This is a genomic window from Pandoraea sp. LA3 (genome assembly GCF_022696215.1).
GTDB lineage: Bacteria > Pseudomonadota > Gammaproteobacteria > Burkholderiales > Burkholderiaceae > Pandoraea > Pandoraea capi.
This window is the reverse complement of sequence record NZ_PTPY01000039.1, coordinates 103,488-124,700: the sequence shown is the minus strand read 5'-3', so window position 1 is coordinate 124,700 and position 21,213 is coordinate 103,488. Positions and strand designations below refer to the sequence as shown.

19 protein-coding genes are annotated in these 21,213 nt (G+C 63.9%); 10 read left to right on the top strand and 9 right to left on the bottom strand.

Annotated features, from left to right (window positions below; genetic code table 11):
- Positions 1–286 precede the first annotated feature (286 nt).
- The 7 genes from C5N93_RS25680 to C5N93_RS25650 all read left to right on the top strand — a co-directional run bounded on the left by C5N93_RS25680 (position 287) and on the right by C5N93_RS25650 (position 10,525).
- The gene (locus tag C5N93_RS25680) at positions 287–1,105 is read left to right on the top strand and encodes a TetR/AcrR family transcriptional regulator (protein ID WP_242561497.1); all 819 of its coding nucleotides are present in this window, start codon (positions 287–289) and stop codon (positions 1,103–1,105) included.
- Positions 1,106–1,426: 321 nt separating this feature from the next.
- Entirely contained in the window at positions 1,427–3,928 is a 2,502-nt protein-coding gene (locus C5N93_RS25675) for an acyl-CoA dehydrogenase (RefSeq protein WP_242561496.1), read from the top strand.
- Between the two features lie 54 nt (positions 3,929–3,982).
- Entirely contained in the window at positions 3,983–5,416 is a 1,434-nt protein-coding gene (locus C5N93_RS25670) for a 3-oxoacyl-ACP reductase (RefSeq protein WP_242561495.1), read from the top strand.
- A gap of 2 nt (positions 5,417–5,418) precedes the next feature.
- Positions 5,419–6,381, top strand: coding sequence for a MaoC/PaaZ C-terminal domain-containing protein (locus C5N93_RS25665; RefSeq protein ID WP_242561494.1), 963 nt, complete (start codon positions 5,419–5,421; stop codon positions 6,379–6,381).
- Positions 6,378–7,697, top strand: a complete 1,320-nt coding sequence (locus C5N93_RS25660) for an acetyl-CoA C-acetyltransferase (RefSeq protein WP_242561493.1) — start codon at positions 6,378–6,380, stop codon at positions 7,695–7,697. Before C5N93_RS25665 ends, C5N93_RS25660 begins: the two co-directional genes overlap by 4 nt.
- A 40-nt stretch (positions 7,698–7,737) precedes the next feature.
- The gene (locus C5N93_RS25655; RefSeq protein ID WP_242561492.1) at positions 7,738–9,480 is read left to right on the top strand and encodes an AMP-binding protein; all 1,743 of its coding nucleotides are present in this window, start codon (positions 7,738–7,740) and stop codon (positions 9,478–9,480) included.
- Between the two features lie 4 nt (positions 9,481–9,484).
- The gene (locus C5N93_RS25650; RefSeq protein ID WP_242561491.1) at positions 9,485–10,525 is read left to right on the top strand and encodes a DUF1571 domain-containing protein; all 1,041 of its coding nucleotides are present in this window, start codon (positions 9,485–9,487) and stop codon (positions 10,523–10,525) included.
- 140 nt (positions 10,526–10,665) lie between these two features.
- On the opposite strand, the gene minE is transcribed toward C5N93_RS25650, so the two are convergent.
- From minE to minC, 3 genes are read right to left on the bottom strand one after another with little or no spacing between them, the layout of a single operon-like run.
- Positions 10,666–10,920, bottom strand: coding sequence for a cell division topological specificity factor MinE (minE, locus tag C5N93_RS25645; RefSeq protein WP_010808102.1), 255 nt, complete (start codon positions 10,918–10,920; stop codon positions 10,666–10,668).
- A 9-nt stretch (positions 10,921–10,929) separates the two neighbouring features.
- Positions 10,930–11,745, bottom strand: a complete 816-nt coding sequence (minD, locus tag C5N93_RS25640; RefSeq protein ID WP_069343771.1) for a septum site-determining protein MinD — start codon at positions 11,743–11,745, stop codon at positions 10,930–10,932.
- 43 nt (positions 11,746–11,788) lie between these two features.
- Complete coding sequence (minC, locus tag C5N93_RS25635) at positions 11,789–12,550, bottom strand: septum site-determining protein MinC (protein ID WP_242561490.1); 762 nt, start codon at positions 12,548–12,550, stop codon at positions 11,789–11,791.
- 352 nt (positions 12,551–12,902) lie between these two features.
- Here minC and C5N93_RS25630 point away from each other — a divergent pair, with 352 nt between their 5' ends.
- Positions 12,903–13,091, top strand: coding sequence for a hypothetical protein (locus C5N93_RS25630; RefSeq protein ID WP_044456015.1), 189 nt, complete (start codon positions 12,903–12,905; stop codon positions 13,089–13,091).
- A 124-nt stretch (positions 13,092–13,215) separates the two neighbouring features.
- Here C5N93_RS25630 and C5N93_RS25625 read toward each other — a convergent pair whose 3' ends face one another.
- Together C5N93_RS25625 and C5N93_RS25620 are read right to left on the bottom strand one after the other, a co-directional pair.
- Positions 13,216–13,365, bottom strand: a complete 150-nt coding sequence (locus tag C5N93_RS25625; protein WP_170836285.1) for a hypothetical protein — start codon at positions 13,363–13,365, stop codon at positions 13,216–13,218.
- A 197-nt stretch (positions 13,366–13,562) separates the two neighbouring features.
- Positions 13,563–14,276, bottom strand: a complete 714-nt coding sequence (locus C5N93_RS25620; RefSeq protein WP_242561489.1) for an SDR family oxidoreductase — start codon at positions 14,274–14,276, stop codon at positions 13,563–13,565.
- A 159-nt stretch (positions 14,277–14,435) separates the two neighbouring features.
- Here C5N93_RS25620 and C5N93_RS25615 point away from each other — a divergent pair, with 159 nt between their 5' ends.
- A complete protein-coding gene (locus tag C5N93_RS25615; RefSeq protein ID WP_242561488.1) occupies positions 14,436–15,341 on the top strand; it encodes a LysR family transcriptional regulator in 906 nt (301 codons plus the stop codon).
- Between the two features lie 115 nt (positions 15,342–15,456).
- Here C5N93_RS25615 and C5N93_RS25610 read toward each other — a convergent pair whose 3' ends face one another.
- The gene (locus C5N93_RS25610) at positions 15,457–16,062 is read right to left on the bottom strand and encodes a TetR family transcriptional regulator (protein ID WP_242561487.1); all 606 of its coding nucleotides are present in this window, start codon (positions 16,060–16,062) and stop codon (positions 15,457–15,459) included.
- A gap of 260 nt (positions 16,063–16,322) precedes the next feature.
- Between C5N93_RS25610 and C5N93_RS25605 the strand changes: the two genes are divergently transcribed.
- Positions 16,323–17,033: an SDR family oxidoreductase gene (locus C5N93_RS25605; protein ID WP_150720441.1), complete on the top strand. Its 711-nt coding sequence runs from the start codon at positions 16,323–16,325 to the stop codon at positions 17,031–17,033.
- Between the two features lie 152 nt (positions 17,034–17,185).
- Here C5N93_RS25605 and C5N93_RS25600 read toward each other — a convergent pair whose 3' ends face one another.
- The 3 genes from C5N93_RS25600 to C5N93_RS25590 all read right to left on the bottom strand — a co-directional run bounded on the left by C5N93_RS25600 (position 17,186) and on the right by C5N93_RS25590 (position 21,095).
- Positions 17,186–18,094 carry a recombination-associated protein RdgC gene (locus tag C5N93_RS25600; protein WP_069343779.1) on the bottom strand — a complete coding sequence of 303 codons (909 nt, stop codon included), beginning with the start codon at positions 18,092–18,094 and terminating at the stop codon, positions 17,186–17,188.
- A 97-nt stretch (positions 18,095–18,191) separates the two neighbouring features.
- Positions 18,192–18,659, bottom strand: coding sequence for a DUF1854 domain-containing protein (locus C5N93_RS25595; protein WP_242561486.1), 468 nt, complete (start codon positions 18,657–18,659; stop codon positions 18,192–18,194).
- Between the two features lie 30 nt (positions 18,660–18,689).
- Complete coding sequence (locus tag C5N93_RS25590; protein WP_242561485.1) at positions 18,690–21,095, bottom strand: ABC transporter ATP-binding protein; 2,406 nt, start codon at positions 21,093–21,095, stop codon at positions 18,690–18,692.
- Positions 21,096–21,213 lie beyond the last annotated feature (118 nt).

The following is a 21,213-nucleotide window of genomic DNA, read 5'->3' as shown; positions in this document are numbered from 1 at the left end:
CGGTCTTGCACATAAAGCGGGACATTCTAGCAAACTATTGTCCCGCCCCCAGACTTTCCGGCAGGAAAGCACGGAAATCAGACCTTTCCATCCCTGCACAGGTTCAACGCGCGTTATCGCGCAAAGCCCCGCCCCGCTTGCCTCAGCCAAAGCTTTAGAGGATGCAATCCATAAATATCGCTTGGGAGACGTCCGCCAACCGCCTAGGATTCAATCGAACGTTTGAATGAAACATCGGTTCCTTGAGACGACGCGGCGTGGTGCCGCGTCTCACTGGAGGTACGTCGTGAGTCCTCGCGCCCCAGCCGGCCGCCAAGCCGGCGACACAAAGCTGCGCATCCTCGATGCCGCGGAAGACCTGTTCATCGAATTCGGCTACGAAGCCATGTCGCTGCGCCAGATCACCTCGCGCGCCGAGGTCAATCTGGCCGCCGTCAACTATCACTTCGGCAGCAAGGAAACATTGCTGCAAGCCATGCTTTCGCGCCGGCTCGACCGGCTCAACGACGAGCGTCTGGCGCTGCTCACCCGCGCCGAGGCGGAGTGGCCTGCCCCGAAGCTGACCTGCGAGCACGTGCTCGGCGCCATGTTCATCCCGGCACTGGCCATCTCCCATCATCGCGACATCGGCGGTCCGGCGTTCCTGCGACTGCTCGGGCGCGTGTACGCCGATCCTTCGCCCTTCATTCGCGACTATCTGCAACAGCATTACGCCCCGGTCTTCGAGCGCTTCTTCGAGGCCTTCGCGCGCGCGCTGCCGGAACTGCCGAGACAGGAGCTTGGCTGGCGTCTTCATTTCGCCTTGCAGGCACTCTCCGGCGTGCTCGCCAGCAGCGACACGTCGCGGCTCATCGACACCTTCGCACAGGGCCAGCCGATGGGCGACCTGCAAGTCGTGGCAAGGCTGACCGCGCTCATGGTCGCCGCGCTCAAGGCGCCGATGCCGGGCGAAGAACAACTCGCAAGCTTCGCCGCCGTCTTTGCGCTGGCGAAGGACGCCGACGTCACACCGCCGCGCGAGGCAGGACAAGTGTCCGGCGCGTCGACGCCGCAAGCCAACGACGAGGGCCCGTCGTCCGGCGGCCTGTCGCTCGCGAGCGCCTGATCCCGCCGGCCAGTGCCGCTGCACGAGACGCGCAGCGGTTCTGCCTCGCCCGCCAGCACTGCGGGACAGTTGCATTGCAACGCCCCCGAAGTTTCGAAATTCGACGCTTTACTCGAATTCCCGGCGCACCAATACATCGCCGAACGATCCAATAAAAACGCCGTCACCGGTTCCAGCTGCGCGCAACGCCAGCGAAATCCGGTAGACGGCATGAGGACGACAGCACGCACGCGCAACGCATTCGCCCATCGGGGTTCATGCGCTGCGCGACGGCAGGCGCGATGGCGCTTTCCGGCGAGCTGAACCCAAAGGGAGGAGCAAATGATGGTCGTATGGATTCTCGCGTTTGTCGTGGGCGTGAGCGCCCTGCTGTTCTATCGTGCGCATGCCTGGCAATGGTTGATTGCGACTGTGCTGTGGGTCGGCGCGGGCCTTGCCTGCGGGTTGACGGGCATCGTCGCGACCGCCGTGCTAGGCATCGTCTTCGTGCTGCCTGCCCTGATCCTGTCCATCGGCCCGCTTCGCCGTGCATGGGTCACCGCGCCGATGCTCGCCAAGTTCCGAACCATCATGCCGGAAATGTCGGATACCGAAAAAGATGCCATCGAGGCCGGCACCGTCTGGTGGGATGCCGACCTGTTCTCCGGCCGCCCGGACTGGAACAAGTTTGCGGCGCTGCCCGCCCCGGCGCTCAGCGCCGACGAACAAGCCTTCATGGACAATCAGGTCGAGCATCTGTGCGACCTGTCCAACGACTGGGAAAGCACGCAAGTCTGGCAGGACCTTCCGCCCAAGGCGTGGCAATACGCGAAGGACGCCGGCTTTCTCGGCATGATCATCCCCAAGCGCTACGGTGGCCTCGAATTCTCCGCCTATGCACACTCTCAGGTCGTGATGAAGCTGGCGTCGCGCTGCTCGGCCGCCGCTGTCTCGGTCATGGTGCCGAACTCGCTGGGCCCCGCGGAACTGCTGCTGCACTACGGCACCGAGGACCAGAAGAACTACTACCTGCCGCGTCTGGCCAAGGGTGAGGAGATTCCCTGCTTCGCCCTCACGAGCCCCTACGCCGGCTCGGACGCCGCTGCAATTCCTGACGTGGGCATCGTCTGCCGCGGCACGCATGAGGGACGCGAAACGCTGGGCTTTCGCGTCACCTGGAGCAAGCGCTACATCACGCTCGGCCCCATTGCGACCGTGCTCGGCCTCGCCTTTCGCGCGCTCGACCCGGACCATCTGCTGAGCGACGACGACGAACCCGGCATCACGTGTGCGCTGATCCCGACGACGCATCCGGGCGTCGTCATCGGACGCCGTCACTGGCCGCTGAACGCCGTCTTCCAGAACGGCCCGAACTCCGGCAAGGACGTCTTCATTCCGCTGGAATGGGTGATCGGCGGACAGGCACAAGTCGGCAAGGGCTGGCGCATGCTGATGGAATGTCTGGCCGCCGGCCGCGCCATCTCGCTGCCCTCCTCCAACGTCGGCTACTCGAAGATTGCCGTGCGCGCGACTGGCGCCTACGCCGCCGTGCGCCGCCAGTTCCGCACCCCCATCGGCAAGTTCGAAGGCGTGCAGGAAGCGCTCGCGCGCATGGCCGGCAACCTGTATGCGATGGACGCAGCGCGTCGTATGGCCGCGCTCGCCGTCGATCTCGGCGAGAAGCCGTCGGTGATTTCCGCCATTGCGAAGTATCACGTGACCGAGCGTGCACGCAAGGTCGTGAACGACGGCATGGACGTCGTTGCGGGCAAGGGCATCTGCATGGGCCCGAACAACTTCCTCGCGCGCGCCTATCAGCAGATTCCGGTGTCGATCACCGTCGAAGGCGCGAACATCATGACGCGCTGCCTGATGATCTTCGGCCAGGGCGCGATCCGCTGCCATCCGTACGTGCTCAAGGAGCTGGCCGCCGCGCAGACGACCGACGACACCGCCGCCGTACGCGCCTTCGACGATGCACTTTTCGGCCATCTGACCTTCGTCACGAGCAACATCGTGCGGGGCGCGCTGCAAGGCATCACGCATGCCCGCTTCTCGGCCGTCCCGCCGAACGTCGCCCCCGAATTGCACGCGTACTATCGCGCCGCGAACCGCATGTCGACGCTGCTCGCCATTGCCGCCGACGTGTCGATGGCTGTCCTCGGCGGTTCGCTCAAGCGTCGCGAGAGCATTACCGGACGCCTCGGCGACATCCTCTCCCAGCTCTTCCTGCTCACCGCCACGCTCAAGCGTTTCGAAGACGAGGGCCGCCCCGAGGCCGACCTGCCGCTCGTGCACTGGGCCGCGCAGGACGCTCTCTGGCAAGCCCGTGAAGCGTTCGAAGGTGTGCTCGCGAACTACCCCTCGCGCGGCGTGGCGTGGTGGATGCACTGGAAGCTCATGCCGCTCGGCCTGCCGTATGCCAAACCGTCCGATGCGCTGGCCGCGCGCGTCGCCGAGATCATGCAGACGCCGGGCGACGCCCGCGAGCGCCTCATCGCCGGCAGCTACTCGCCGAGCCCCGAGGTCGACGATCTGGCCTACGGCGAAATCGTCTTCCAGATGACGCCGCAGGTCACCGTCATCGAGCAACGTCTGCGCACGGCGATCAAGGACGGCCGTCTGCCGGTCATGCCGCAGAGCCTGCCCGAATTCACCGCCTGGGTCGAGCATGCCGCGAAGCTGCAACTGGTGAGCGACGAGGAGCGCCGTTTGCTGGCGCAGTACGCCGATTACGCCGCGAAAGCTGTCGCCGTCGACGACTTCCCGGCCGACTTCGGGCGCGCGGCCGACATGCGACAAGCCCAGCAACCGACACCGGCAGACGAAGCACTCACATCGTGAGTCCACACCGCTGACGATACCGCCGACACCGAATACCTGGAGGATTTGCGCGCCGTGACGACGTCCGACCGATACCTTGCCTTCGCCAACTCCGCGGTAGGTAGCCGCCTTGCCAACGCGCTCGGCCTGCCGCGCCCCGTGCCGCTGGAGCGCATGCCGGAATACGGCGACGACGTTGCCGAGGCGCGTCCCGTTGCCGCGCCGCTGGCCGTCGTCGGCGGCGCGGGCGACGCGCCACTGCTCCCCGGGCTCGCGCGTGAACTGCATTGGCTGGGTGTGCCGAGCCTCGCGCACGCCGAGCGACTCGACTGGATCTCATACGCCAACAAGGCAGGCACGATGAGCGGACGGTTCAACCCGAGCGAAGGCGTGCGTCCAAAGGCCTTGCTGTTCGACGCCAGTGCCATCGACAACACCGACGACCTGCGCGCGTTGTACGCCTTCTTCCACGACACCCTCGCCTCACTCGACCGATGCGCACGTGTGCTCGTGCTGGGCTTGCCGCCGACGATGGCCGCAACGCCGCAGGCCAGCACGGCGCAGCGGGCGCTGGAAGGCTTTGTGCGCTCGCTCGCCAAAGAACTCAAGCGGGGGGCGACAGCGCAACTGCTCTACGTTGCCCCGCAGGCCCGTGAAGCCTTGCACTCGACCCTGCGCTTCTTCCTCTCCCCTCGCGCGGCTTACGTGAGCGGTCAGGCCGTCACGCTGCAAGCCCCGGTGTTCGAGACGCCACCGATGCGCGACCAACGCCCGCTCGCCGGGCAGGTGGCTGTCGTGACCGGCGCGGCGCGTGGCATCGGTGAAGCCATCGCTACCGTGTTGGCGCGTGACGGCGCCCATGTGGTCTGCGTCGACATCCCCGCCGCACAGGACGCGCTCACGACCGTCGCCACCCGCCTCGACGGCAGCGCCTTAACGTGCGACATCGCCGCGCCCGAGGCGGCCGCCATGCTGCTGGCGCATCTGTCGGCGCATGCGCCGCACGGGCTGGACATTCTCGTGCATAACGCCGGCATCACGCGCGACAAGACGCTCGCTCGCATGAGCGACGCGCAGTGGCAAAGCGTGCTGGACATCAACGTCGGCGCCCCTCAGCGTCTCAACGCCGCGTTGCTCGACGCCGGCGTGCTGCGCACCAACAGCCGGATCGTGGGCGTGGCGTCGATCAGCGGCATTGCCGGCAATCGCGGGCAGACGAATTACGCCGCCTCGAAAGCGGCCGTGATCGGCATGGTCGAGGCGTGGGCGCCGGTGCTCGCCGGGCGTCAGATCAGCATCAACGCCGTCGCGCCCGGATTCATCGAGACGCACATGACCGCCGCGGTGCCCTTCGCCATCCGCGAAGCCGGACGCCGCATGAATTCGCTCGGTCAGGGCGGTCAGCCGGTCGACGTCGCCGAGACCATCGCGTGGCTGGCGCATCCGGCCTCGGGCGCGCTGACCGGACAAGTCGTGCGCGTGTGCGGTCAGAGCCTGCTCGGAGCCTGACGATGCCCAATGACCGAGCCGACCGCCCCGACCGCCCAGATAGCGACGTCGTCCCCGTCCAGCGAGTGACACAAGTCACTTATCTGCCCTCGCCGCTGCATCTGTATCTGCGCGCGCTGCTGTCGTCGCGCAAATCGTCGCGGGCGCAGCCGATGCCCTTGCTCGCTTTCGAGCGCCGCAACGTGCCGCTCGATGCCGACGACATCGCCCGCTACGCACGTCTGTGCGGCTTTCGTGAGGCAGACGATGTACCACCCACATGGCCGCACCTGCTCGCGTTTCCGCTGCACATGTTGCTCATGACGGACCGCGCCTTTCCGTTCGCCATGCTCGGCATGGTCCACCTGGCCAATCGCATCCGGCAGCATGCCGCGCTCGCGGTCGGCGACCGTCTGACGCTCGACGTGCGCTGCGGCCCGCTGTACGCGCATGACAAGGGGCAGGTGTTCACCGTCGTCACCACGGCGCGACGGGACAACCGTATCGTGTGGACGGGCGAGAGTCTGTACCTGAGAACCGGCGTTCACAACGCCCTCGGCGTACCTTATCGATCCGAACTCAGTGCGGACGACACGCTGACTCGAGACGCCGCGTGGGCGGTCCCGGCGGACCTCGGCCGCCAGTACGCGCGCATCTCGGGCGACTACAACCCGATCCATCTGTGGCCTCTCACGGCGAAGCTGTTCGGCTTTCCCAGGCCGATCATCCACGGCATGTGGAGCTTCGCGAGAACACTCGCCGCCGTGTTGCCGCCCGGCGCGGACGACCTCGATCTCCTTGTGGAATTCAAGACGCCAGTGCTGCTCCCCGGCGACGTCACTTTCTGGCGCGCCGCAGACGCTGAACGCTTCGAACTGCGCGACGCTGCGGGCACTGTCCCGCATCTGCGCGGACGCTGGCAACTTCACGCCCCCTCGGCAACCGCCGCCACCCCCGATCTGACGAACCTGACGGACCTGACATGAGCGCCTTCAAACCTACCGCGCCCGCCCCCGCGCTACGTCGCGTCGCCATTCTCGGCGGCAATCGCATTCCGTTTGCACGCTCGAACACCGCCTACGCCACCGCATCGAATCAGGACATGCTCACGGCCGCGATTCAAGGCCTCGTCGACCGCTTCGACCTGCACGGTCAGACGCTGGGTGAAGTCGCCGCAGGCGCAGTCCTCAAGCACGCCCGCGACTTCAATCTGACGCGAGAGTCCGTGCTGTCGACCACGCTCGCCGCGCAAACGCCCGCCTATGACGTGCAGCAAGCCTGCGGCACCGGGCTGGAGACGGCCATCCTCACCGGCAACAAGATCGCCCTCGGGCAGATCGACGTGGCCATCGCGGGCGGTGTCGACACGGCATCGGATGCCCCCATCGGCGTCAACGAAAAACTGCGCAAGATCCTGCTCGAAGCGAACCGTCAGCGCAGCACGGGCGGCAAACTCGGCGCGCTGGCGAAGGTGCGGCCGGGAATGCTGTTCAGCCCGACCCTGCCCCGCAACGGCGAGCCGCGCACGGGCCTGTCGATGGGCGAGCATTGCGAGTTGATGGCCAAGCACTGGGCAATCGAGCGCGCCGCACAGGACGAACTCACGCTCGCCAGCCACGAGCATCTGGCGCAGGCCTATGACCGTGGCTTTTTCCTCGATCTGATGACGCCGTTCCGGGGCCTGCAACGCGACAACAATCTGCGTCCCGAACTGACGCTCGAAAAGCTCGCGAGCCTCAAGCCGGTCTTCGACCGCAGCGCGACAGGCACGCTCACGGCAGGCAACTCGACCCCGCTGACCGACGGCGCGTCGTGTGTGCTCCTCGCGAGCGAGGACTGGGCAAAGGCACACAACATCCCTGTGCTCGCCTATCTGACGTATTCGCAAACGGCCGCCGTCGACTTCTTCAACGCCGATGAGTCACAACGCGAAGGGCTGCTGATGGCCCCCGCCTACGCCGTGCCGCGCATGCTGGCGCAGGCCGGACTCACGTTGCAGGACTTCGATTTCTACGAGATTCACGAGGCGTTCGCAGCGCAGGTGCTGTGCACGTTGAAAGCCTGGGAAGACCCCACGTACTGCCGAGACAAGCTCGGACTGGCCGCGCCACTGGGCAGTATCGACCGCCAGCGTCTCAATGTGAACGGCAGTTCGCTCGCCTGCGGTCACCCGTTCGCGGCGACCGGCGGGCGCATTCTCGCCACGCTCGCCAAGCTGCTCGCGCAACGCGGTGGCGGACGCGGCCTCATCTCCATCTGCGCCGCCGGCGGTCAGGGCGTGGTGGCCATGCTGGAACGATAACAACGATAAAAATCGTGTAGACATATCAACGGAGACAACGATGGATCAAGCCGTCCAGCAGGAACGTGTGTGGCTCAACGCCTATCCTCCCGGCGTTCCCGCCGACATCGACGTGAATCGCTACACGTCGCTCGTGCAGGCCTTCGACGAATGGATCGGGAAGTATCGCGAGCGCATTGCGTTCGTGAGCCTCGGCAGTGAAATCAGTTACGCCGAAGTGTCGCGTCAGGCGTACTCGTTCGCCGCGTGGCTACAAGCGCAAGGCGTGAAAAAGGGCGAGCGCGTCGCGCTCATGATGCCCAACTGCTTCCAGTATCCGATCTGCCTGTTCGGCACCCTCATCGCCGGCGCAGTAGTCGTCAACGTCAACCCGCTGTACACGGCCCGCGAGCTGAAGCATCAGTTGAACGACAGCGGCGCGCAGACCATCGTCGTCTTCGAAAACTTCGCGAAGACCTTGCAGGATGCGATCGATGGCACGCCGGTACGCAACGTACTCGTCACACAAATCGGCGATCTGCTGGGCCCGGGCATCAACGCCAAGGGGCGTGCGGTCAACTTCCTCATGCGCCACGTCGCCAAACAGGTGCCAGCCTACGATCTTCCCCAAGCGATCCCGCTGCGCCGCGCGCTGACCGAAGGTGCAGCCTTGGAAGTCACGCCGGTGCCGCTGGTCCGAGAAGACCTCGCCTTCCTCCAGTACACGGGCGGCACCACCGGCGTTGCCAAAGGCGCCATGCTTTCGCACGGCAACGTGCTGGCGAACCTGTTGCAGACAGAAGCGTGGGCCGCCGATCAGCTCGACGGCGACATCGAAGTGAATCTGTCGCTGCTGCCGATGTATCACATCCTCTCGCTCACGCTGAACTGCCTCGTCTTCATGAGCCTTGGCGGACGCAACATCCTGATTGCGAATCCGCGCGACGTGAAAAAGGTCGTGTACATCATTCGCAACGAAACCTTTACGGGTGTGACGGGGGTGAACACCCTGTTCAACGGTTTGCTCGACAACCCGGATTTCTGTGCCCGCGACTTCTCGAAACTGAAACTCTCGCTCGCGGGCGGCATGGCGACCCAGCGCGCGATTGCCGAGCGCTGGAAACAGGTCACGGGCAAGCCGATCATCGAAGGCTATGGCCTGACCGAATGTTCCCCGATCGTCACGATGAATCCGGTCGATATCGCACACATGGACGCCTTCGACTTCACCGGCTCCATCGGCCTGCCTGCGCCGTCGACCGACGTGCGCTTCAAGCGCGACGACGGCACCTGGGCCGACATCGGCGAGCCGGGTGAGCTGTGCGTGCGCGGCCCGCAGGTCATGAGCGGCTACTGGAATCGCCCCGAGGAAACGGCAAAGACGTTCGACGCCGATGGCTGGCTGCTCACGGGCGACGTCGGCGTCATGGACGAGCGCGGCTATGTGCGGCTGATCGATCGCAAGAAGGACATGATTCTCGTCTCGGGTTTCAACGTCTATCCGAACGAGATCGAGGACGTGGTGATGCTTCACCCGGGGGTGCGCGAGGCTGCGGTCGTGGGCGTGCCCGATCCGGTGGCGGGCGAACGCGTGAAACTCGTGGTCGTCGCGAAGGATCCGTTGCTGAGCGCTGAGGACCTGGCGACGCACTGTCGCAAGCATCTGACCGGCTACAAGGTGCCGCGCATCATCGAGTTCCGGCAGGGCGAGTTGCCCAAGACGACCGTCGGCAAGATCCTGCGGCGCGAACTTCGCGATCCTGCGCCGAACGCCGCCGCGTCGACGCCGTTTTCGGGGAGGTAACGCAATGCCCCGCCACGCTGCTTCGCCCGCGCGTCGTCAGGTTTGTCGCGTCTGCCATGGCGCACGCGGCCTCGGTCGCATGGCACTGACGCTTGCGCTGATGCCGACGGCGCTCGTTGCCGGTGTTGTGTGTGCGTTGGGTACGGTGGCGGCGTCGCCTGCCGTCGCTCAGACCAGCGCCGCCCCTCCTGCGGCCTCAGCAACCTCGGTGGAAAGCCCCGTCAGCGCGTCTGCCAATGTTGCCGGTGCTGCCGGCGCAGACGCCGACGTCGCCAAACTGGCCGCCCTGCCCGTCGCGGCGCAAACGCAGTGGCTCTCGCGCACGATCAAGAGCGGCGAACTGGCGAAGATGCGCGACGACCAGATCGTCGCGTATGTGCAAGCCATTGCGCCGGACGCCCTCGTGCGTTTCCTGAAGGCCGAGTCCGCCGCCCTGCCCGAGTATCAATACGAGCTCACGCGCCACGAACGCATCAACGACCAGTGGCAGACCACGCCCGATCGCATGCTCGTGAAGATTCGAGAAAACCCGTTGCAGGTGTACGCGAAGTGGCTGCCCGATGGCGCCCACGCGGGTCAGGAGATCCTTTACGACGAGACGAAGCGGCCGAAGGAGATGTACGGCCATCTTGGCGGCATTCTTGGCTTCACGTCGATCTGGAGCAGTATCGACGGCACACTCGCACGCTCGCAGTCGAACCACACTGTGCGCGATCTGGGCTTCGGCTTCATCGCGGAACAGATTGCACACGATGGCAGGAGCTTCCGGGCGGCCGGACTGAGCGGGAAGCCCGCCAAAGTATCGGTCTCCGAAGTGAATGGCGTTCGCGTGCTGGCGCTGGAGTGGAACGCGCCCTCCGGGCCGCCGCAACATTACGCCAGCAAGTCGCGCTTGTTGTTAGACCTGAAGACAGGCAGGCCGCGCGGTATCGAGGCGTGGGATGCCGCCGGTCAGAAGACCGAGGAGATGCGCTTCGAGAAAGTTCGCAAGGAACAGTGGACAGACGCGACCTTCGATCCGAAAAACCCCGACTACAAGTTCTGAGCGGCGCGGCGCAACACTGAGGAATAAGCGACGACGAAAGCCCGCCACCCTTTCTCCAGGGTGGCGGGCTTTCGCGTATTCGCACATCCGGCACTATTCACCGGCGGCGCCATGCGGCGCCTACCGGGGCGGTCAACCGTTCAGGTCTGCGGCAGTTCGATCTTCACTTCGAGCACTTCCAGGTTGTCCTGATGCTCGACGCTGACCTTGATGTCGTCTTGCGCGATTTTCACGTACTTGGAGATGACGGCGACCAGCTCGCGTTGCAGTGCCGGCAGGTAATCGGCCGGCGGCGACGAGCCCGCGCGTTCGTGCGCCAGAATGATTTGCAGGCGCTCTTTGGCAACGGCGGCGGTCTTTTTCTTCTCCCCCAGGAGGAAAGACAGGAAGGACATGGGCGCTCCTTACTTCGAGCCGAAAATGCGCTGCAACAGGCCCGGCTTTTGATAGTCGGTAAAGCGCATGGGCTTGTCTTCGCCCTTGAATCGGCTCACCACGTCGCGATACGCGTCGGCCACGTCCGTGCCGTCCAGATGGATGGCGGGCGTACCCTGGTTCGAGGCATGGAGCACCGACTCCGACTCCGGAATCACGCCGATGAGCTTGATTCGCAGAATTTCCTGAATGTCTTCCAGCGACAGCATCTGACCGTCGTTCACACGCTTCGGGTTGTAACGCGTAATGAGCAGATGCTCCTTGATCGGCTCGCTGCCTTCGATGGCACGCTTCGTCTTCGACGACAGAATGCCCAGAATGCGGTCCGAATCGCGCACCGACGACACTTCGGGGTTCGTCACCACGAGCGCCTCGTCGGCGAAGTGCATCGCGAGCAGCGCGCCCGACTCGATACCGGCCGGTGAATCGCACACGATGTATTCGAAGCCCATGTCGGCGAGGTCCTTGATGACCTTTTCGACGCCAGCTTGCGTGAGTGCATCTTTGTCACGCGTTTGCGAGGCGGGCAGGATGAACAGGTTCTCGCAGGACTTGTCCTTGATGAGCGCCTGATTGAGGTTCGCTTCGCCCTGAATCACGTTGATCAGGTCGTACACCACGCGGCGCTCGCAACCCATGATCAGATCGAGATTGCGCAGGCCGACGTCGAAATCGATGACTGCCGTCTTGTGCCCCTGCAAGGCGAGGCCGGCGGAAAAGCTGGCGCTGGTCGTCGTCTTGCCGACACCACCCTTGCCAGAGGTCACCACAATCACTTTTGCCATCTGTCGATGCCTTCCCAAACTTGAGGATGAAATTAGCTACGAATCATTTGAGCCCGAGGGGCTCGAAAATCAGTTTGTCGTCTACCAGCCGCACCTGCACCGACCGCCCCTGCACGTCAGGTGGCAGCGCATATTCGCCAGTCCGGTAAATCCCGGCGATGGAAATCAGCTCGGGCTCCAGGCAGGTGCAGAAGATGCGCGCATCGAGCTTGCCCTTCACACCTGCCAGTGCCCGCCCCCGCAGCGGCGCGTAAATGTGAATATTACCTTCCGCGATCACCTCGGCCCCATAACTGACAAGATCGAGGATGATCAGATCGCCCTTCGCATAGACCTGCTGGCCCGAACGCAGCGGTTTGTCGATGATGGTCGACGGAATTACGGAGGCCTCGGCGACGACCGGCGTCGGCGCTGTCTGGACCGACTCGACGGCCGTCTCGGTCGCGCCTTCGGCCTCGCGGCTCGCACGCGTTGCACGGCGCTCGTGACGCTCCTGACTGTCCAGTCGCGGCAAACCGCCCACCACCGCCCAATCGGCTTGCTCGGTGTTGGCGACCACGCCGATCGGCTTCATGCGGAATTCGGCCAGCATTTCGGCCAACGCAGGCACGGCAACGCGTTCGTCACCGGCCAGACGCCGTACGTCGATGGCGACCGTGTCGCCAGCAAAAAACTCCGGGGTCGCTTCGAAACGTTGCGCCAACTCGGTGCGCAAGGTATCCAGTTCAGGCGTCTTGACAACGAAATGCAGGGTATCTACGGCACCGCTGCGTAACTCGAAGTACGGCGTTTTCTTTTGCGGCATGTCAGGTTGGTGTGCGCGAATTGCTGGCAAATTGGGCCATTCTACCGCCCCTTCGGCCCCAGCAAACCGCTAATAAGCAGGGCATCACCGCAAATTGCCCAAAAATCGTCATTGCTGCATCGCAATATGACACTGCATTTTGTATACGTTAGATGCGGCGGGAAATGCTAGACGACTGACACGCCAATGTCATTACCACGGCCTATCCTGTGCGTGGGAAAGTCCACCACGAGAAGTGCTGCATAGCAGCATCGAAAGTACGAATTTTGTCGCGCAAGCGTCTTTTTCGTGACCTATCCTTAAAGTCCCTGACGAGGGACCCCCCTGTGGAACCGCAAACCGGGAGACGAAGATGCTGAGTCATCATGAATTTGCCACCCTGATGCTGGTCAAGGAAGCTCCGGAGCAAGTGGAGCTGGATCGCCCGGACCTCGAATCGTTGCTCGAGAGCAAACTGATCGAGTGGGAAGAGTTGGAAGCGGGGAAGAAGTCGCCGCGTCTGACCGTCCAGGGCAAGTACTTCCTTCAGGCCGTTGCCTGAGCGCCCAGCCAGTTGTTAAGGTGTCTTTAGTCGCAAAAAAGCCCGCCGGAAGGCGGGCTTTTCATTGGTCCTGAACGTTTTCCAAAGTCCCTTCCCAGAAGCGTTCCCCGACCGTCGGCACGGTTCAGCCGTGCCGGACATCGCGACGGTGGCGACGCCAGGTATGGCGTGCCGCCGGGTGCTCCTTGCACCAGTTGCGATCTGCCAGCCAGGCCACCGCTGCACCGACGACCAGCGCGATCACGAACATCCCAATCAAGCTCCCTGTAAGCATAGCGGCCTCCTAACTTCGATATGGCGGGATGGCACGATTTCATTCTAGGCAATCCCTATCGAAATAGGTACCCGAAAGTGATTCGGGTATACCGCGTTTGCGTGACGTCAAAATGTACGCAAGATCAGGACCCGGAAGATGTCGCAACGCAGCATCTTCCTGCCTTTCCAAGGCTTGCAGAGGGCTGCGACGAGATGTCAGGCGATCGCACCGCCAGCGTCGATGAGCACCGTTGAGCCCGTCGCGCTCGGCGTGCCGGCGAGATAAAGAATCGTATTCGCCACGTCCTCGGCTGCTACGACTCGACGCGCCGGAAGCCGTTGCGCTGCACTGCGATACATCGCCTCCCGATCGGCTTCGGACAGCTTGTCCCACAGCGGTGTGATCGTCAGTCCCGGCGATACCGTGTTGACGCGCACCGGTGAGATTTCGAGCGCCAGCCCGCGCCCTAGCGCTTCGACAGCGGCGTTGATCGCGCCCTGCACGACCGACGACGTATTGGGTCGCACACTCAGGTACCCCGAGGTCAGCGTGAGCGAACCGCTGTCTTCGATGCGCGCAAACCTGGCAACGTGATACGTCCCCCAGAACTTGCTGTCGAACGCGGCGTGCGCGTCTTCCAGCGACAACTTGCGCACCTGTCCGGTGGGCGTTTGTGCGGCGGAAATCACGACATGCTGCCACGGCGCATGCTCGGCAAAGAATCGTTCGACAGCCGCCGCGTCACCGGTATCGAGCACCACGGCGCGGGCGGTACTGCCGATCGTCGCGAGCGCATCGTCGAGCTTTGCCTGACTGCGCGAAGCGATCGTGACGACCGCGCCGGCCTTGGCAAACGCTTGTGCCGCGGCACGGCCGATACCGGAACTGCCGCCGATCACAAGCACGCGCTGACCTTCGAAATTGAACATGGGGTAACTCCAGAATGAGGGCGAAGCATGAGGGGGGGGAACCGCGTCACCACCGAACCCTCGGTGATGGCATGTGCTTATTGTGATCCTCATCAGAGAAGACGATAATCCCCAGAAAAACAGAATGACTCTCTTCGCCACATTGAGAATCGCAGCACGATGATCGAACAGACGTTGGACCTCACCCTCTTCGACCGAGTAGTCACAACGGGCAGCATGTCAGCGGCGGCACGTGAGTTGGGGTTGTCGCTTGCGGTCATCAGCAAACGCCTGGGACTGCTGGAACAGCGCCTTGGCGTGCGCCTGCTCAACCGCACCACGCGCAAGCAGGCGCTCACCGAGGAGGGGCAGGTTTTCCACGCGTGTTGCCAGCGGATTCTGGCGGAGATTGCAGAGACCGAGCGGTTGATGACGAGCCAGGCGGGCACCGTTGGCGGCGTGCTGCGGATCAGCGCGCCGCGCGCGTTCGGGCGTCGTCATCTGACGCCATTGCTCGTCGCATTTCGCGAACGGCATCCCGATGTGAAGGTGCATCTGTCGTTGAGCGACCTGTGGGTCGATCTCCTCGCCCACAACATCGACGTCGCCATTCGCGTGGGCACCCTGCCCGACTCAAGTCTCGTCGCTCAGGAGCTGGCGCCGAACTATCGGGTGCTCGTCGCGTCCCCCGGTTATCTGGCGCTGCGCGGCACCCCGGAAGACGTGGGCGACTTGCGGCATCACGACTGCATTCTCTTTGGCAACGTTCCGCATGGTGACTGGCGATTTGTCTCGCAATCCGAAACGTTACGCGTTCAGGTGCCCGACACCTATGTCGTCGACGATGGCGACACGGCGCATGAACTCGCGCTGCATGGCGCAGGCATCGCACAGAAATCGATCTGGGACGTCGGCGACGACATTCAGGCCGGTCGCCTTACCCGCGTGCTGCCGGCGCTGCGGATTCCGGCGGCACCGCTGCATGCCGTGTACCCGCACAGCCGCCACATTGCGCCGCGAACACGCCTGTTCGTCGACTTCCTGCGAGACCGGTTGCGCGCGACCTGGCGCTGGCCTCAACACTGACGGAGCCTCTCGCTGGCGGCAACGCGTCAGCCGTTGATAGCGGGTGAATCCTCTTGCACGATGTTCTGCATGCCCTTGCCGCCGCGCCCCCTGGCGCCTTGCCCCCTTATCGCGCTCACCCATTCGCGCCGCGTGCATCGGCGGCCGTGATGGCCTCACGCCCTGCACCCAGCAACGCTTCCGATAGCGCAGGATCGGCACCGACCACCGCCCGCGAAAGCACCAGTGAACCCACCATCTGCGCGAATCGCGCCATGGCGCGCTGGTACGCCTGCTCCCGTGTCAACCCTTGCGCGACGCCGGCCGCCGTCATGTGTTCGAGCGAGTCTGCGAGTCCTTTCGCGTAACAGGCCTGCGCTTCATCGCCGATACGCGGCACATCCCCGGCAAAGCCCGCCATCGGGCAACCGCACGCCACGTCGTCGCGATGCGCCGTCGAAAGATACTTGTCGACGCTCGTCTTCGGTTTCCCGCCCGACGCCGTCGCCGCCTGGCTCTGCGCCAACAAGTCCTCGTTGGCCGCCATCGCCCGCGCCATCACGGCGGCGACGAGCGCGTCCTTCGACTTGAAGTGGTTGTAGAAGCCGCCTTGCGTGAATCCGGCCTCCTTCATCAACGCCGTCAGCCCGACGGCATCGACACCGCGTTCGCGGAACAACCGGTCAGCCGCACTGACGATCGCCTCCCGATTCTCCGCTGCCTGTTCCCGTGAAATGCCCATTTCTGCTCCTTAGCCGCTAGCCGCCAGGGCGACGAGGCGTGCCCAGCACGTGCCGGACGCATCGACGCCCCGACCAATACCCAATCGCCACTATCGGCGTCATCAAAAAAGACAATGTCGATCACCATTGACAAGTGCCCGCGCAGTTTGCACAATCCACCCAAGTTGACGATGGCAACCACCATTGTCATGAACTGTAACCGAATTCACCTGCCGTTGCTACGGCCCATTCGGCCCACCTACCTTGCTGGAGCAATGAAATGAAGATCGAAAATGCCGTCGTGTTCGTCACCGGTGCAAACCGTGGTCTGGGACTGGAGTTCGCCAAACAGGCGCTGGCGCTTGGCGCCAAGAAGGTCTATGCCGGATCGCGCGATCCGTCGAAGGTGACGCTGCCGGGCGTGATCCCCGTCAAGCTCGACGTCAATAACGCCCAGGACGTGGCCGCTGCGGCCGAACTCGCGGGCGATGTCACCCTGCTCATCAACAACGCCGGTATCGCCAGCGTCTCCGAAGGGCTCACGCGCCCGGGTTCTGCTGATTTGCTGCGCAAGACGCTGGAAACCAACCTGTTCGGCGTGCTGGCCATGACGCAGGCATTCGCCCCGGTTCTGGGCCGCAACGGCGGCGGCGCGCTGCTCAACGTGCTGTCCATCGTGAGTTGGGTCAATTCGCCCGTGATCCCCGAATACTCGATTACGAAGTCGGCCGCATGGTCGCTGACCAACGGCGTGCGTCATGAGCTTCGCAAGCAAAACACGCAGGTCGTGGGTTTGCACGCGGGATACATCGATACCGATCTCACGAGCGGCTTCGACGTGGAGAAAACCGCACCGTCGGACGTCGTGCGTCAGGCCTACGCGGCCATCGAGGCGGGTGAACTCGAAGTCAGCGTCGACGAGAAGACGCGCGCGGTCAAACAGGCGCTGACGCAAGGCGTCTACCTGATCGATCCGTCCACGCAATCGTGATCTCGGCGGCATTTCGCGCCGGATGAGAAAACGCCGCGGTGCCCCATGGAGAACGGGGCATCGCGGCGTTGGTGCCGCCGGAACCTGTCGCCTGTCCAGCCTCGGCTACCGGTTCCGGCGAAGCGTCAGTGATGAAAGTGACGTAAGTGACGTTATGCCGCCTTGTCCATCTGACGTTCACCTCCCACGGCCTCGACCAGATCGTCGAGCATGCGGGCGAGTTCACCGGTCATGAGCGCAACGTCGGCATCGAACTTCTCGGCCTCGCCTTCGGCCGTCGGATCGGCAGCGTCCTTGATGATATCGAGCGGCGTCACGCGCTTGATGATGAACGCGTCGGTCAGCACGAACGAGATGCGGTCGTTCCACGTCATCGCCAGCTTGGTGCAGCGCTTGCCGGCTTCGATGTGCTGACGCACGTCTGCACCGTCGAGCGGGTGCGCCACGTAGCGCACGGCGGCCTTCTCATCGGTGTTCGAGCGCAGTTCCACGTCCTGATCGACGGTGAACCCGGCGGGTGCGTCGTTACCCGCGAGCCACGACGTCATCACGGCGACCGGCGCCTCGTTCAGTTCCACGTTCTCGAGAATGATGTCGAGCGTCTTGAGCAGCAGACTGCGCACTTCGTCGGCCTTCGCAGGCGACGCGGCATCGATCACCAGCCAGCGGTTCACCGGATCGATCCACACGCGCGTATCGCGACGAATGCCGAACGCACGCGGCAGCAGTTCGTCGGTGACCTGCTCCTTGAGCTCGCGCATCTGCTTGCGGCCCGGCTTGAAGCCCTGCTGCTCTTCGAGTTCGGCGGCCTTGGCGCGCGTCACCTGATTGACGACGGTCGTCGGCAACAGCTTCTTTTCGGCACGATAGGCCAGCAGGAACTGACGATTGATGCTGTGCACGAGTTCGCCGCCATCGCGCGGCGGCGCCCAGCCCTGCACCTGCATTTCGAGGCTGCCGCCCTCACGGAAGGCGTGCTTTTCCAGCGCCTCTTCCATTTGCGCGACGCTCATGGACCAACCGGCAGGAATTCGGTGCAACTGAAGATTCTTGAACCACATCGGCATCACCGCAAAATCAAAAGCATGGATTTTACCAGCGCCGGGAGGTACGGCGAAGTGCGGTAACCCGAATCGTGCAAGAAGCCTTCGGAAGACGTCAGAGGAAACGGTCGAGAATCTTGCGGCTGGGCTTGTCCAGCGCGGCGGAATCGCGAATCAGGAAGTGAATGCCGTGGTTGTCGGTGATGAGCAACGTTTGCCCACCCAGACGCCGGATGTCCTCTTCGCCGCGCAGCACGAACGAGACCTCGCCGCGATTCGTCTCGACGGTCCAGGTGCTCGGCGTCGCAAACGTCGACACGCCCTTGATGCACAGCACCTCCGGCATGAATTCACGCGCCGCCAGTTCGTCGCGCACCAGCGCGCGCATGTCCGCCGGAAGTCCGTCGAGCGAGTCCAGCCAGACCAGTTCGCGGCCTTCGGTGCTCACGAGCGCGAGCCCTTCGTCCGGCGCGGCAATCGGGAAGGCGCGCACGGGCACGACGCCTTCATGGGCGACGCCCTCGGCGTCGGTCAGCACCAGACGTCCGAAGGCGTTGCGCGAGAGGGTGAAATCGATCTGCATAAATGGCTTCGCGAACGGTTCGGTTGACGATCAGTTGACGGAGAGCGGCTGCGCCGGCGCGGCGGTGACCGCAGCCACCGTGGCGGCGGCTTCGGCCGACTCGACGACGGCGTCGATATCCGTGTCGACGTTGCGCTGCTGCGCCTGATAAAGCTTGTAGTAAGCGCCTTCGCGCGCGATCAGTTCATCGTGATTGCCCACCTCGACGATCTTGCCGCGATCGAGCACCACGAGGCGATCGGCCTTGCGCAGCGTCGAGAGACGGTGCGCGATGGCAATCGTCGTGCGGCCCTTGACGAGGTTGTCCAGCGCCTTCTGAATTTCCTTCTCCGTGGCCGTATCCACCGACGACGTCGCTTCGTCCAGAATCAGAATTCTCGGATCGATCAGCAACGCGCGGGCAATCGAAATACGCTGACGCTCGCCACCCGAGAGCGCCTGACCCCGTTCGCCGACAAGCGAATCGTAGCCATGCGGAAGACGCAGGATGAACTCGTGCGCATGCGCGGCACGCGCAGCGGCCACGATCTCGGCGCGCGTGGCTTCGGGTTTGCCGTAGGCGATGTTGTCCGCAATCGTGCCGAAGAACAGGAACGGCTCCTGCAACACCAGACCGACGTTGCGACGGAAGTCCGAGACCGGCAGCGCACGAATATCCACGCCGTCGATCTGGATCGAGCCTTCGGCCACATCGTAGAAGCGGCAGATCAGGTTCACCAGCGTGCTCTTGCCCGAGCCGCTGTGCCCGACCAGACCGATCATCTCGCCCGGCGCGATGCGCAGATCCATCCCCCGGATCACCGCGCGATTGCCGTAACGGAAGCCGATGTCGCGCAGGTCGATGGCGCCCTTCACTTCCTTCAGATGCACCGGATTGACCGGCTCCGGCACGTTAGAGACGTGATCGAGAATATCGAAGATGCGCTTGGCGCCGGCGGCAGCCTTCTGGGTGACCGAGACGATACGACTCATCGAATCGAGACGCGTATAGAAGCGGCTGATGTAGGTCAGGAACGCAGCGAGCACACCCACCGTGATCTCATGCTTCGAGACCTGCCAGATACCGAAGATCCAGACGACCAGCAACCCGACTTCCGTCAGGAACGTGACCGTCGGCGAGAATAGCGACCAGACCTTGTTTACCCGGTCGTTGACGACGAGGTTATGACGGTTCGCTTCCTTGAAGCGCGCCACCTCGCGATTCTCCTGCGCAAACGCCTTGACCACGCGAATGCCCGGAATCGTATCGGCCAGCACGTTCGTGATTTCCGACCAGATACGGTCGACCTTCTCGAAGCCATGGCGCAACCGGTCACGCACCAGATGGATCAGCCAGGCGATGAACGGCAGCGGCACCAGTGTCACGACCGCCAGCCACGGGTTGATCGACACGAGAATGATCGCCGTCATCACGATCATCAGCACGTCGGTCGCGAAGTCCAGCAAGTGCAACGACAGGAAGACGCAGATGCGGTCGCTCTCCGACCCGATGCGCGCCATCAGATCCCCTGTCCGCTTGCCGCCGAAGTACTCCAGCGAGAGGCGCAGCAGGTGCGAATACGTGGCCGTGCGCAGATCGGCGCCGATCCGCTCCGATACCTTGGCGAGCAAATACGTGCGCGCCCAGCCAAGCACCCAGGCGACCAGTCCGGCACCCAGCAACCCCGACAGATACATTCCCACCAGGTGGTAATCGATCGGTTTGCCGTTCTGGAACGGGATCAGCACGTTGTCCATGAGCGGCATCGTCAGATACGGCGGGATCAGCGTGGCGCCCGTGGCACAAAGCGTGAGCAGGAAACCGGACAATAACTGGAAGCGATACGGACGGGCGAAGCGCCACAATCTGAGCAATGCCCATGTCGACGGCGGGGCTTCTGTTTCCGGATTGCATTGCGGGCACTCTTCGGCCCCCGGGGGCAGTTCCGCCTGACAAATGGGGCAAACGCCCACCTCCTCCGGCTCGTGGCTCGCCGCGTGACCGGCGACCCGCGCGTCGCGCTGGCGCACGATCGTATCCATCAACGTGAGCGCCGCCGGATTGTGACCCAGCGTATAGCGCCAGTTCGCGAGCTTCTTGCTTGCGTCGCACAGCTCCAGCGAGCCCACGCCCGCATGGTCCGTATGCGTCAGCGTCAGATCCGCACGGTACGGCCACGCCTGCCAGGCGCCCGACGGCGTGTCGCGGCGTGCCTCGCGCGCGAGTACACGGCGGTCGGTGGCAACGACCACGCCCTGCGCGAAATGCAGTTGCGCGTCCAGATCGACGGTAAGCCACGCGAGCACGGTCTCGCCATCGGCCAGTTGAGCGGAAAGATCGAGGTACCAGGGTTCAGCAGCGGCATTGCGGGCCGGCGTAGCTGCCGAATGCGCGGCGGCGGAAGGATCTGTCGATGTGGCGGCGGGTGACGCCGCTGAAGCGGAGGTGTCGGTCATTGATGCGGCAGACGTGTCCTCAAGGGGCGGACATCGAGCAATCGGAGAAAAATCGACGCGGACTTTCCCTGTCAGGTCCGCAAAATTGCCGCAAGTATAACCACAGCGACGCTTTTTG